The organism is Acinetobacter sp. ANC 5045, assembly GCF_004331005.1.
Lineage (GTDB): Bacteria > Pseudomonadota > Gammaproteobacteria > Pseudomonadales > Moraxellaceae > Acinetobacter > Acinetobacter towneri.
This window is the reverse complement of the sequence record NZ_SJNS01000004.1, coordinates 109,199-122,831: the sequence shown is the minus strand read 5'-3', so window position 1 is coordinate 122,831 and position 13,633 is coordinate 109,199. Positions and strand designations below refer to the sequence as shown.

Below are 13,633 nucleotides of genomic sequence, written 5' to 3'. Positions count from 1 at the left end.
GAATCTAAAATAAATGTCGAATTGATATAAATAAATGAGAGAGATTGAATGAAACAGAAGCAACCGAGTAAACAGTCTGGTTTTACCCTGATTGAAGTCATGGTGGTGATTGTAATTTTAGGTGTGTTGGCGGCTTTAATCGTACCGAACGTAATGGGACGTGGTGAAAAAGCCAAAGTAGATACTACGGTTATTACTTTAAAAGGTGTGGCTGGCGCACTCGATCAATACAAACTCGATAATCAAAAATATCCTTCAATGCAAGACGGTGGTTTAGATGCCTTGGTGAATCAGCCTGCTTCGGCTAAAAACTGGTTGCCAGGCGGTTATGTGAAAGGGGGCTATCCGAAAGACAGTTGGGATAATGACATCCAATATGTGATTCCGGGTTCAGAAGGTCGTCCATTTGATTTATATTCTTTTGGTGCAGATGGTCAGCAGGGTGGTGAAGGTACCGATGCCGACATTTATTATCAGCCTTAATAGAAGATGAGTTGAGTCTATATATTGATTCAGTGAACTCCAAAAAAAACCGAGCGCTTAATGCTCGGTTTTTTTATGAATGGTTATTTCTAGCCGCTATTGAACAGTACTATTAACGACGTGATTTAAACGACACATCCACCTGACGTGGTCGATAAATCCACCCCATAATTAACAACAGCAATGAGAAAATCAGCACAGGCCAATCGCTGAGTTGGGTATACAGTGTTTGACCTTGCATGGCAGGCAGATCACCACGCAGCACAAATTCCTGATCCATTGGCGCTTGTTTGACAATATGCCCATGATGGTCAATAAATGCGGTCACACCTGTATTGGTGGCACGAACAAACCAGCGTCCATTTTCTTTGGCGCGCATTTGTACCATTTGTAAATGTTGCAATGGCCCTGCAGTACCCGTAAACCAAGCATCATTGGATACTGTTACCAAAAAGTCACTTTGGCTAGCATTGCGGCGGGTCAGGTTCGGATAAGCCACCTCATAACAAATGGCTGCCCCCAAATGATGCTGTTTAATTGCAAGCGGTTTTTGCTCAGACGCTCCACGTGAAAAACCACTCATGGATGGGTCATTTTGCATCGCAGGTAGTACCCAACTCAGTAAGCCTGAAAGCGGAATATATTCACCAAAAGGCACCAGACGCTGCTTTTTATACAAGCCTTCAGCCGCATCTCCCGTTGCCATAATGCTGTTGTAATACATTGGATGTTGCTGCACTTGTGATTCAGGCAAGTCCCAATACGGAATACCTGTCACCCACGAACTGCCCGTTTTTTCAGCCTGTGTTTTCATGGCATCCAAAAACGGTTCAATATCGGTCTGGAACATTGGAATGGATGATTCAGGCCAGACAATAATGTCGCGTCCCCATTCAGTTCGGGTCAAGCGGGTATAAATTTCCAAGGTCTTAATTTGGTATTCGGTTAGCCACTTTAAGTCTTGAGGAATGTTGCCTTGAATCAGAGAAACCGAGAGTGGCTTTTCAGATTTTGCAGTTACAAAACTGAGTTGTGCTGCACCCCATGCACCCAAAAGTAAAATTGCCGATGGAATCAGCCAGAAGATACGCTTTTTAAGGACTTCAACCAACGCACAGGCCAGCAAGATGACCACAAAAGACACCCCGAAAATACCAAACAACGGTGCATAGCTATCCAAAAAGCGTTCGGTGAAGGCATAACCTGCAAACAGCCATGGAAAACCTGTAAAGACCCAAGTTTTCGCCCATTCAAAAAATACCCATAGCGGTGCAAAAGTCAGTGGTGTTTCAGGGAAAAACCGACGATATAACCACGTTTGTACGGCAGTAAACAAACCCATCAACAGCGCCATAATGACAATCATCAGCACGCTTAAAAAGGCATTGGTGTCGCCATAGACGTGAATGGATGTATAGAGCCAAAATGCTCCGACAAACCACAACCCAATCCCGTAAGACCAACCAATCAAAAAGGCCTGTTTCGGGGTGCGTTTGCTTAAAGTCGCATACAGCAAAGCAGGTGAAAGTAAGGCAATCCACCAGTAATGATAGGGAGCAAGTGCCAAACTAAACACTGCACCTGCCAATAGGGCAATGATTAATGGATAAATTAAGGGCAGTTGTTGATGTTCTGCAGGATTAGACAGCTTGGAAAAAAAAGTCCTCATTGACGTACGGCTCGAATCAGATGAATAGTGCGGGCATCTGCTTCAAGAATGGTAAACTCCCAGTTGCCAATCACAATCACTTGTCCTTGCAAATCACTCACCAAACCAATTTCCTGAAGCAATAAACCGCCCACAGTTTCTACTTCATCGTCAGAAAAATCTGCATCTAAAACATTATTAAAATGTTCGATTGGTGTAAGTGCTTGTACTAACCAAGTATTTGCCGTTTTTGGGTCGTGATCGGGGATGATGTATTCTGCTTCTTCGTCAATATTGTCGTGTTCATCTTCAATTTCACCGACAATTTCTTCTAAAATATCTTCTAAAGTAACCAAGCCCGAAGTGGTGCCATACTCATCAATCACCACTGCAATATGGGTTTGGGTGTTTTTGAGCATACGCAATACTTGGTCTGAACGAGCACTTTCAGGCACAAATAACGGCTGACGCATTAAGGCGCGAATATCGACTTTGGTTCTTTGTTCGGTCAGTAAAGGCAATAAATCTTTTGCCAATAAAATCCCCACTACGTTGTCGGGTTGGTCAGATGAGAACACAGGAAAACGTGAATGTGCCGATTCGACCAGTACATGCAAAATGTCGAGTAGCTCATCATCTTCTTGTAAGCTAATCATGGCGGTACGTGGGGTCATGACTTCACGGATTTTGGTGGCAGGTAAATCCAGAACACCTTCGAGCATTGCCACCGTATCGGGTTCTAAAAAACGACGTGAATCTTGTACTAATTTTAGCAATTCATCGCGGGTTTCTGGTGCAGTGCCTAACCATTTTCTTAGGCCACGCATACCCCACGATGGGCCTGATTCCTCGTGCATGATCTTTCCTAAAGACTCTTTATATCTAAAAAACTTAGCTTAATCATACCTTAGAAAATACAGTTGTCTATTGCTAATCTTGGGAGAAAATGACGGCAATTACGTCACGAGATGTGTTGCTGTGCGTAGCGGGAACACATAAAACAAGGCTGCGCTTTATGCTAAACTAGCCCGATGTTTTAATATCGAGTCTGTGCATGTCTGAACTTCCTGTCACACCTAGTATTCAACTGAATACCCGCGGTTTGCGTTGCCCTGAACCTGTGATGATGCTGCATCAAGCCATTCGCAAATCTAAGTCTGGCGATGTGGTTGAAGTGTTTGCAACTGACAATTCGACGTCTTGGGATATTCCAAAATTTTGCATGCATTTGGGGCATGAGTTGTTATTGCAAGAAGAACGCTTAGATGAGCAAGGCAATAAAGAATTTCATTATTTGGTGAAAAAAGGCTAATAGGCAAAAATTAGCCTCAGCACTTTTAGAATACTATAATTTAAACACGATAAAATAGTCATGTGATCCATATAGGCATATTTCATTTGCAATTCATGCAAGTTGAAATATGCCTTTTGTGTTTTTAGCCATGACGTTCAACTTTATTTTTAATTTTTCATCAATTTTGCATCAATCCCACCTGCTTCACAGTTTGAGTTAAAAAATGGCGAAACGATCCACGAGTTGCGTTATCTGCTACACATTTTTTAAGGGACTTTTCAACTTTTCTGCATTTATAGGGCAAGTTGTGTGCTTGTGCAAAATCTAACAAAGCTCTGTGTGTTGTATAAGAAATAATTTTTAGAGTGTGAGTTTATTCTATTGTTTAGTTATTGATTTTTAACAAAATTATTTTAAATATTTTTTAATATATGGAAAAATTAGCCTATAATGCGATCAGTTTATTGAGTTCGATTGCAGAACATTTGGGGATAAAATTAAGCAGATTTGGGGTTTTGCTTGGTTTGAATGTTATATGGCAGTGTTTATGTTTTATAAGGCTGAAAAAGCTGATTAAGCTGTCGCATTAAAGTAGTCAAGTTAAGAAAAATAATTTTGGGGGGCTTAACTGATTGTCTTTATCTTAAAAAAATATGCCATTTAGACTGAGCAAAATCTGCTTAATTTTTTACGTGATCAATCATCAATAAATCTTGCGTTATCATCATTTTGATTGAGTACGGTATGATTTTAGATAAAAAGCAAAACTTTTCTTTAAAGCCACTGAGTGTGGCGTGTTTATTGACCATGAGTATCTCAGGCTGTTCATCGGGTTCAGGCTCTCAGTCAAGCACGGTTCAAGTCACTGATGTGTTGGGGGCAGAAAATGTCAGCCAAGAAGATCAACCGACTACAAATGAAGGCATTGGCAGCGGAGTAGAGCAACCTGTCGCACCATCTGCACCCATTACCGATCAACCTCCTGTGAATTTAGAGCTAGATCATGGCGATGTATCATCCAATGGTGGTGGTTTGAGTGGTGGCAGTACAGATCATGGCAATACATCACCAACTGAAGATTCACTTTTAGACAGCAATGATGCTGTACCTAGCGATGATGCTACCGTTTTAGAAAATAATGATGTCAATCAGCCTGATACGATACCTACACTTGAATCACCTCCGTCAGAAGCAGAGCAACCTGTCGATGTGGTAGCTCCACCTGCAGTAGAGCCTGCTTTAACCGACACCGTTTTGGTCGATAGTGCAATTCAAGATATTGAAGTACCACAAGATACATCTGAAGTTGAGATGGGTAGTACGATTCAAGAACTTGAACCCTCACAAAACACTTTAGAAGTCGAAACAGGCAGTGCATTTCTTGAAAGGAAGGCAATTTAACCATCACAGGCAACTATTCGATGCAGATTGCTGCAGATCAGCAGCAACATGCGGGTTTTAAAGCACGTTTTGGCAATTTGCTGACGGTAACGGGAACCGCCAATTTGGCAGGGACTTTGAACCTGTTTGATGAAGTGCCACTTGATCAGCCACTTATTACTGCACAAGGTTCACAAACTACCGTATTACGTGCGCAACAAGGCGTACAGCGTGAGTTCGATGCTTATCGCTCAAGCAATCCATTATTTGAGTTGACACAAGTTAGTTATCGTCCTGAACTGAATGCAACGGGCGAGCCTGTACGTGCGGCAGATACAATCAATACCGATGTGGTGATTACGGCAAAGCGTAAATCGACTGAAACGGTGGCGGCTCTTGCTGCTGAACTTGAAGGACGTACTCAGGTTGCCCGTAATTTAGATGTAGTTTTAGCAAGTCTTGATCAGAAACAACAGTTAGAAACGCTGGAAGATGCTGAAAAAGTTTTTGCCAATCGCTTATTTAACAATTTTGCTCAAACTATACGTTATAGCAATGCTGCTGAAAGTACAGTTTCTACGCAGGCATTGAATCAACTGTTTCATCAACTTGATCCAAGTTTTTATGCCAATACCGTTTTAAATGTCGCAGAAGAAAGCAGCAAGCAAGAACGTCAGTTTGCACAGCGTTTGGCAACCGCACAACCCAAACAGCTTTGGTTTTCGGGTGATTACCAAAGTTATGATATGGATTATGTCGGCTTAAATAGTGAGCGCCGTAGTCATCATCAAGGTGTTGGTGTGGCAACAAAACTGGCAGGGATGACCTTGGCAGCGCAGGCCGATTTCAGTCAACTGAACTTAGATGATGCCGTACAAACAGGCTCAAAAAATAGCAGTCAGAGCAAAGCCTATGCACTAACTATGGGGACAGCACAGCAGCTTAATCGTGATTTAAGTGTCGCGGCATGGTTAAAAGGCATGCAGGTGGATGTTGACGCGCAGCGTGGTCATGCTCAAGCACAAAAAATACAGTTTGATGGACAAATGTATGCCGCAGGTTTGCGTCTAGATTATAGCTATCCACTCAGTCAAAAAATGCAGATTCAACCGTATTTAGACGCTTCGTTCCAACATTATGTTCATGCCGAACAAACTCAGCAGGATGGTGTCAACAGCTTAGATGATTTGGTGATGCAGCGCTGGAATTTTGGTGCAGGTTTGCAAGCCAATTACCAGTTGAATCCAGCATGGCAATTGCAAGGCAGCTTGTATTACAGCCAACCGATTCAGGAAAAAGCATATTTAGATACCCATTATGTAGGCACAGCGGAGAAACTGAAGTTTGATGCATGGCATGCCGATCAAGGTCAATATCATGCTGCCTTAGGTTCACAACTTCACTTTGGACAACATAGTTTTCTCAATTTGAATTATGAATATAGCGGGCGATCACATAGCGACAGTCATCGGGTACAGTTGGCGGTAACGACTCGATTCTAATTGATCGTTTTATTCATGAGAAAGTCATGCGAAAGCGTAGATTTGCGTATGAATGAGAAGTTTGAATCTTGATTGAAACAGCCATGTAGATAAATCTGCATGGCTGTTTTTTAGATCACAGTCAAATGGACTGAGTTTTAGACCGCATAGCGACTCATTAAAGTCAGTGGTGCTTTGGACTGTAAATAATCGGCAGGAATAAATACGATATTGGCAGCGTGTTGCTGTGCTGCATCAATAATATGGTTGATCACATCGTCTGTGGCTTGTGCGCTGTCAGGTGCGTGCGCTTGATCTAGATAAATTCGTTGCTGGTCGGTATCGACCCAACCTGTCTGCATGTAGCCTTGTTGAACATATAAAGTATCGACATTATTTTGCAACACTGCCTGATAAATTTGCTGCAGATCGGTCACAACACGGTCACTGGCATAGAGTTCATCCAGTTGCTGCGCATGTTGCTGATGCAATTGTTGTTGATGGCTTTTTAGCTCGGTCTGAATACTGTCAATAATGTGTTGTGCGCTGCCTTGTTCTAGCTGAGTGACGTTATCTACACTGAAAATAATGGCATTGGGTTGGTCGCAAATAGATTCATAAAAACTGATATTGCGTCGATCACCCACAATGACCAAGCCCAATGGCTCACTGGCACGTACAGTTTGCACATTTTTATCGACACGGTTTAAAAACTCTTTGAGTAAACGGTCTTCATTGGCGGCTGTGGCACGTTCTGCACCGCTGGTGCTATATAAGTTATCATTTTGAACAGGAAATGCACCATGTGGCAGTCGTTCATTCAAGTCGCTGTCATCTACAGAAAACTCATGGATTACACGATCATTGGAGGCCTTAATCAGACGTCCAACTTCACGACTGATCACTACCACATAGTATTGCACTGCATAAGATAGCTCACGAATAAAATCACGCACTGAAAATTGTTGATCAATCACAATACGTTCTTGGGTAGGGAATGGCAGACGCAGTACTTGTGCACTGTCGGCTGTGGCAAAAATAGCCAGACTGTCTAAATGGTAGTTGGGATTCAAATCTTTGGTTTGATGATGAATCTGTTCTAAAATTTGTGCCACCAGACGTTTGTCATAGTCTGCCAACAGGCGTTCTTCGAGTTGTTTAAGTTGGTTTTTAAGAGCAATCACATCTTGCTGATTGTCTGGAAAGGTACGATGTGTGGGTAGAAATAAGCTGACTGCAGGTTGTGCCTGCACATTTTTAAGTTGGTTGAGGGTGTCTGTTAAATTAAGCATGTTGGAATTCCTCTTCTAATGAAAATAAGAAGAACAACCAAATGCTTGAGCAAGATAAAACTCAAAGTACTGCTTTATACTCCACTCAAGTCAGTTTTAGTCAGCATCTACAACATTTTGCTACCGTGCTAAGTGCTGCATAAAATGCCGAATAGCATTGTATAAAAGCTGACAAAACAACATTTTCGGTTGTTCAAGTCTGAAAAAAACGAAATAAAAAACTAAAAATAGAAAAGATAAAAAATAAGCAAAAACAGCATAACAAGGAAAGTTATTCAATCGCCTGCTTTTGAATAGAGAAATACCTGAAAAATGTAAGGGATTATGAGACCTTGGTAATTTTGTAAACTGTGTATAAAAAAGCAGTGCCGAGGCACTGCTTTTGGGTTTCTCAATTGCGATTCGCAATTACATATTCGGGTAATTCGGACCACCGCCACCTTCAGGTGTTACCCAAGTGATGTTCTGTGATGGGTCTTTAATGTCACAAGTCTTACAGTGAACACAGTTGGCTGCGTTAATCTGGAAGCGTTTTGAACCATCATCATTTTCCATGATTTCATAAACACCCGCAGGGCAGTAGCGCTGTGCAGGCTCATCCCATTTAGGTAAGTTTACGTTCACTGGAATAGAGGTATCTGTCAACTTTAAGTGTGCTGGCTGATTTTCTTCATGTACGGTATTCGATACAAACACTGAAGATAAACGGTCAAAAGTCAGCTTGCCATCTGGTTTTGGATAGTTCGGTTTAAAGCTGGTTGCATCTACAGTTTTGAGTGCGCTGAAATCAGGCACTAAATCATGCAAAGTAAATGGTACTTTAAACACGTTCTGGTCGATAAAGTTAAACGCACCACCCATCCATTGACCAAACTTATGCATTGCAGGGCCAAAGTTACGTGCGCTATAAAGTTCTTCTTTCAGCCAGCTGTTGTTGAATTTTTCAGTGTAAGCCGTTAGCTCTTTCACAAAGAAATCTTCGCCTTCAGTTACGCGAGCAATCGCCAAGTCACCGCCTTTTGCGACACCTGCAGCAATCGCTTCAAATACTGCTTCACCGCAAAGCATGCCAGACTTCATGGCGGTATGAGAGCCTTTGATTTTGGCAAAGTTTAAGAAGCCTGCATCATCACCAATTAAAGAACCACCTGGGAAGGTGAATTTTGGCAATGAGTTAAAGCCACCTTTGGTCACAGCACGTGCACCATAAGAAATACGCTTGCCGCCTTCTAGATACTGTTTAATTAGAGGGTGAGTTTTCCAGCGCTGCATTTCCATAAATGGATACATGTGTGGGTTGGTATACGACAAGTCCACAATCATACCCAAAGTCACTTGGTTGTTTTCTGCGTGGTATAACCACCAACCGCCTGAAGAACCTGTTTCACTTAATGGCCAGCCTGCACCGTGCATGACTAAACCTGGTTTGTGTTTTGCAGGGTCAATTTCCCAAAGTTCTTTAATACCAATCCCGTAGTGTTGCGGATCGGCATCTTTATCCAAATTGAATTGCTGGATTAAACGCTTACCTAAATGACCACGACAGCCTTCTGCGAAAATGGTGTATTTGGCATGTAGTTCATAACCCGGTGTGAAGTTATGCGTTGGCTCGCCATCTTTACCAATGCCCATGTCACCAGTTTGGATGCCTTTAACCGTACCATCGGCATGGTAAAGAATTTCAGATGCCGCAAAGCCAGGGAAAATAGAAACTTCTAATTCTTCGGCTTTTTGACCTAACCAACGCACCACGTTGCCTAACGAGATCACGTAGTTACCATCGTTATGCATGGTTTTAGGCACCATCCAATGCGGTGCTTGCTGAGCTTTTTCAGGTGACATCAAGAAGAAAGTTTTATCTTCAGTCACAGGCACATTTAAAGGCGCACCTTCTTCTTTCCAGTTAGGAAATAACTCGTTGATGGCGCGAGGCTCAAGAATTGCACCCGAAAGGATATGCGCACCAACTTCAGAGCCTTTTTCGACCACACAAACGGACAGATCATTTAAATTGTTTTCAATTGCAAGTTGACGAATTTTGATCGCAGCAGAAAGACCCGCAGGGCCTGCGCCTACGATGACTACGTCAAACTCCATCGATTCACGTTCGATGTGTTCCATGTAGGACTCCTCATATAATTGAAGGTGGCAACCGCATCAAGCAACGGTGCTGCCATGAGTATTTTTAGTTGCCAGACACAAATTTAATCGTGTCTTTTACAGTATGGGTAAGTATTGTGAGCTAGTATAGTTTTAAACCGAGTCTTAGCCAATTGGCTGAATCGTATTATTTTTCCGTCAGTAAGGTACTGCAGCATGAAGCATGACGATAATTCAATCAAACCGACAGAAAATGTAGCTACGGCTGATAATAAAAATTTAATGCACATTGCACAATATATAAAAACTGGACAGTCAGGTCACAAAAGATCAATCCCTCCTTTGGAGCAATGGCATCCAAAGCATTGTGGAGCAATGGATTTGCTGGTCAAAGCCAATGGAGAATGGTGGCACGAAGGTCAATTGATCAAACGTCAGGCATTGGTTGATCTGTTTTCTAGTGTGTTATGGAAAGAGCAGGGCAAGTTTTATTTAAAAACCCCAGTGGAACAAATTGAAATCCAGGTAGAAGATGAGCCTTTGTTCATCAATCAGGTTGATGTGGTCGAAATCGGACAGCAAAATTATATTCAACTTATCACTACACATCAGGATATTGTGATTGTTGATGCCGAGCATCCTATTTTTATGCGTGAATATGCAGGTGAGCTGCGTCCTTATGTGCATGTGCGTTTTGGTATTAATGCCCTGATTCAGCGTGCGGCTTTTTTACATTTGGTGGAATTGGGCGAGCTGAGTGAAAATGCGCAGGGCGAAACGATTTTATCGTTGAAAAGTGGTGATTTGCACTTGCATTTAAGCAGCTGAGGTTTAAGCTTTATTCATCCCATTTTGTATTGCTGAATCTCTTGCTATGACAGCCATTCATCCTGTTTCTCCCTTAAATCAAGCCATGCCAAAAGCACAAGCCAGTGCGCCAATTGGTATTTTTGATTCGGGCATAGGAGGCTTGTCAGTTGCCATTGAAATTGCAGAATATTTGCCCAATGAGCGCATCCTTTATTATGCCGATACTGCACATGTGCCGTATGGCCCACGTGATGATCAAAATATTCGAGAACTCACTGCAGCTGCAATCGAATGGTTATATCGACAAGGTTGTAAAGTTGCGGTCGTGGCGTGTAATACTGCTTCTGCTTTTAGTCTAGATTATCTGCGCGATCATTACGGCGAAGATTTTCCCATTATTGGTTTAGTGCCTGCTTTAAAGCCTGCCGTATTAAATAGCCAAAGCAAAACTGTGGCTGTACTTGCGACGCCTGCGACTTTTCGCGGACAACTTATTAAAGATGTGATGCAGCGTTTTGCGATTCCTGCTCAAGTGCAAGTCTTGAATGTCACCAATCTAGATTTAGTGCCTTTTGTTGAGCAAGGGGCGCAAATGAGTGAGGCATGTTTAAGTTCCTTACAGCAGAGTTTGCAACCTGTGGTCGATCAGGGCGCGGACTATTTGGTGCTCGGTTGTACCCATTATCCTTTCCTAAAACCTGCGATTGAGTCCATTTTTGGTCAGAAACTGACATTAATTGACTCAGGAATTGCCGTTGCGCGTCAAACTTCCCGCATTTTAATTAAAAATGAGTTATTATTTGAACAAAGTTTGGCAGATACTTTACAAATTGCGTGTTATGTCAGCGGGAACAATGCAGAACAATTAAAGCCCGTGTTGCAGCATCTTATTCCAGGCAATATTTCTTGGAGTATCGTAAATGTGAGTACTGTGGACTGACTTTAAGATAATTTTTTTATGATTGGGGAAAGGCATTACAAGTAGACGGTGACCGACTTGTAATGGCAATAGGAGAGGGGAAACCAATGCTCGATAAGCGCTATCAGGTCTTTATCTCGACGTCTGGGGCAGATATGCAGCCAGAACGAGTGATCTTGGCACAAACATTGGTGGGAATGGGTTTTTTTTCGTGGGGTTTAGAACAACGTACCCCACTCAGCACTGCATTTGCACGCCGTCAAATTGATGATTGTGATTATGTGGTGATTCTATTGGGCAGCCAGTACGGTGAGCAATCGGTGTCGGGCGTGGGGTATATGCATTTAGAGTATATTTATGCAGTCACCAAGCAAAAGCCGATCATTGTATTTATGCACGAAGACCCAGATTCACGTGATTCATCTTTACATGATGAAAAACCTGAATTGCGTGAAAAATTCAAAGAGTTCCGTAAATTATTACAACAAGAAGTCGATCAGGTGTTTAGCTACCGCACTCTGCGTGATTTAGAGCTTGCTGTCCGCTTTAATATGTCGCAAATGCTAGAGCGTTATCCGACTTCTGGTTGGGTGCGCCCGCAAAATACACAAGCTTTGCATGATGAAATTGAACGTTTAAAAAGTAAGTTACGTCAGCTGGAAACCGATGTGGGACAGCGCGAAGCAGACCCGTTTCTAAGCGTATCTAAAGTGTCGATGAATGAATCATATCGTTTTGAATATCGCATGCATGCCTATCAGGATGGTAACTTTAGAGAGCTGAAAGTTGAGCGAAGTTTAAGTTGGGCGCAGTTGTTGGCAATTTTAGGCAATACTTTTATTCATCCAACCCCTGAAGAATATTTTTCGAAACGCATGAATGAATATTTGAATGAAACTGGTTTGGAGGATGCACGTCGGATCATGCCACGTGCGCATGCAGTTGCACGTGCCCAAATCAATATTCGGGCCTTGCATCAGATTAAAATGCAAATGCGTCAAAATGACTGGATTGTGCAGGCGGGGCGTGATGATCGTCAGCGGATGTTGTGGCAAACCACGGCAAAAGCGCAAAAACTTTTAGAGAGCAATTTGCTAGATACCGATCGGGTTTATTCATTTAAAACACCGTATTAATCTCTCAATACAGAGTGAAAAAACTGTTAAAGTAGTCGGGCTCAATCATCAGACACGAGGGCTGAATGTTGTCTACAGCAAAACCCAAAGTAACCGTTCTTTTAGCCAATTTAGGTACGCCTGATGAACCGACTGCAGCAGCGGTTCGCCGTTTTTTAAAGCAGTTTTTATCCGATCAACGGGTGATTGAAATTCCCAAACCGATTTGGCAAATCATTTTGAACTTATTCATTTTGCCATTTCGTCCTAAGCGTGTTGCACATGCTTATGCCATGGTCTGGCAGCAAGATTCACCGATGCGGGAAATTTTGTTGCAACAGGTTGATGCTTTAAAACAGCAGTTATTGCCGCTATATCCTGAGTTTGAATTGAATATTCTACCGGTAATGACCTATGGCAATCCGGGTATTCAACAGGCTTTGGCAGCTTTGAGTCAAAATCCTCAAGATCACGTGATTTTGTTCCCTTTATTTCCACAATATTCGGCAACTTCGACTGCACCTTTATATGATGCCGTTGCCAAATGGGTGCCACAGCAGCGTAATTTGCCGGGCTTATCCATCATTCGTGATTATTATCAGCATCCTTTATACATTCAGGCGTTGGCGCAAAGTGTGCGTGAATTTCAAGCCGAGCATGGTGTGGCAGAAAAATTATTGATGTCGTTTCATGGCATTCCACAGCCGTATGCCGATAAGGGTGATCCGTATGCAGAGCGTTGTCGGATCACGGCCAAATTGCTTGCCGATGCTTTAAATTTAAATGATGATCAGTGGGCAATTAGCTTCCAGTCACGTTTTGGCAAACAAGAATGGGTCAAACCCTATACCGATGTCTTACTTGAAGAATGGGGACAGCAGGGCGTGAAGTCGGTGCAAATTATGAGTCCTGCTTTTTCTGCAGATTGTTTGGAAACGCTAGAAGAATTGGCAATTCAAAACGCAGAATTGTTTTTACAAGCAGGTGGCAAAGAATATGCCTATATTCCTGCACTGAATACCCGTGCCGATCATTTGGATTTGCTCAAACATTTACTTCAAGCTAATCTTGATGCTGTAAAGCTTAACCTAAGCCATTAATTTTTGAGGTT

The 13,633-nt window shown here is 42.4% G+C and carries 12 protein-coding genes; 8 read left to right on the top strand and 4 right to left on the bottom strand.

Features of this window, described 5'->3' with window-relative positions; all coding sequences use genetic code 11:
• Window positions 1-48 precede the first annotated feature (48 nt).
• Window positions 49-483: a type II secretion system major pseudopilin GspG gene (gene gspG / locus E0H79_RS05435; protein ID WP_004975950.1), complete on the top strand. Its 435-nt coding sequence runs from the start codon at window positions 49-51 to the stop codon at window positions 481-483.
• Window positions 484-595: 112 nt separating this feature from the next.
• Here gspG and lnt read toward each other — a convergent pair whose 3' ends face one another.
• Window positions 596-2,152 carry an apolipoprotein N-acyltransferase gene (lnt, locus tag E0H79_RS05430; protein WP_004975952.1) on the bottom strand — a complete coding sequence of 519 codons (1,557 nt, stop codon included), beginning with the start codon at window positions 2,150-2,152 and terminating at the stop codon, window positions 596-598.
• On the bottom strand, window positions 2,149-2,988 hold the full coding sequence (locus tag E0H79_RS05425; RefSeq protein ID WP_004975954.1) for a CBS domain-containing protein: 840 nt from the start codon (window positions 2,986-2,988) through the stop codon (window positions 2,149-2,151). Before E0H79_RS05425 ends, lnt begins: the two co-directional genes overlap by 4 nt.
• Before the next feature lie 197 nt (window positions 2,989-3,185).
• On the opposite strand from E0H79_RS05425, the gene tusA reads away from it, so the two are divergent.
• The 3 genes from tusA (at window position 3,186) to E0H79_RS05410 (ending at window position 6,307) form a co-directional block, all read left to right on the top strand.
• The gene (gene tusA / locus E0H79_RS05420; RefSeq protein WP_004975955.1) at window positions 3,186-3,443 is read left to right on the top strand and encodes a sulfurtransferase TusA; all 258 of its coding nucleotides are present in this window, start codon (window positions 3,186-3,188) and stop codon (window positions 3,441-3,443) included.
• Between the two features lie 726 nt (window positions 3,444-4,169).
• Window positions 4,170-4,826, top strand: coding sequence for a hypothetical protein (locus tag E0H79_RS05415; protein ID WP_131261088.1), 657 nt, complete (start codon window positions 4,170-4,172; stop codon window positions 4,824-4,826).
• Window positions 4,827-4,846: 20 nt separating this feature from the next.
• Complete coding sequence (locus E0H79_RS05410) at window positions 4,847-6,307, top strand: autotransporter outer membrane beta-barrel domain-containing protein (RefSeq protein ID WP_131261087.1); 1,461 nt, start codon at window positions 4,847-4,849, stop codon at window positions 6,305-6,307.
• A gap of 137 nt (window positions 6,308-6,444) precedes the next feature.
• Here E0H79_RS05410 and E0H79_RS05405 read toward each other — a convergent pair whose 3' ends face one another.
• The gene (locus tag E0H79_RS05405) at window positions 6,445-7,578 is read right to left on the bottom strand and encodes a hypothetical protein (RefSeq protein ID WP_104852982.1); all 1,134 of its coding nucleotides are present in this window, start codon (window positions 7,576-7,578) and stop codon (window positions 6,445-6,447) included.
• 408 nt (window positions 7,579-7,986) lie between these two features.
• Window positions 7,987-9,699 (bottom strand): electron transfer flavoprotein-ubiquinone oxidoreductase, encoded by a 1,713-nt coding sequence (locus E0H79_RS05400; RefSeq protein WP_004975965.1) that lies wholly within the window; start codon window positions 9,697-9,699, stop codon window positions 7,987-7,989.
• Between the two features lie 195 nt (window positions 9,700-9,894).
• Here E0H79_RS05400 and E0H79_RS05395 point away from each other — a divergent pair, with 195 nt between their 5' ends.
• The 4 genes from E0H79_RS05395 to hemH all read left to right on the top strand — a co-directional run bounded on the left by E0H79_RS05395 (window position 9,895) and on the right by hemH (window position 13,622).
• Window positions 9,895-10,506, top strand: coding sequence for a DUF1285 domain-containing protein (locus E0H79_RS05395; RefSeq protein ID WP_004975967.1), 612 nt, complete (start codon window positions 9,895-9,897; stop codon window positions 10,504-10,506).
• 46 nt (window positions 10,507-10,552) lie between these two features.
• Window positions 10,553-11,428 (top strand): glutamate racemase, encoded by an 876-nt coding sequence (gene murI / locus E0H79_RS05390; protein ID WP_131261086.1) that lies wholly within the window; start codon window positions 10,553-10,555, stop codon window positions 11,426-11,428.
• An 86-nt stretch (window positions 11,429-11,514) separates the two neighbouring features.
• Complete coding sequence (locus E0H79_RS05385; protein ID WP_096901324.1) at window positions 11,515-12,543, top strand: DUF4062 domain-containing protein; 1,029 nt, start codon at window positions 11,515-11,517, stop codon at window positions 12,541-12,543.
• Window positions 12,544-12,608: 65 nt separating this feature from the next.
• Window positions 12,609-13,622 carry a ferrochelatase gene (hemH, locus tag E0H79_RS05380; RefSeq protein WP_104852985.1) on the top strand — a complete coding sequence of 338 codons (1,014 nt, stop codon included), beginning with the start codon at window positions 12,609-12,611 and terminating at the stop codon, window positions 13,620-13,622.
• The last annotated feature ends 11 nt before the right edge of the window (window positions 13,623-13,633 follow it).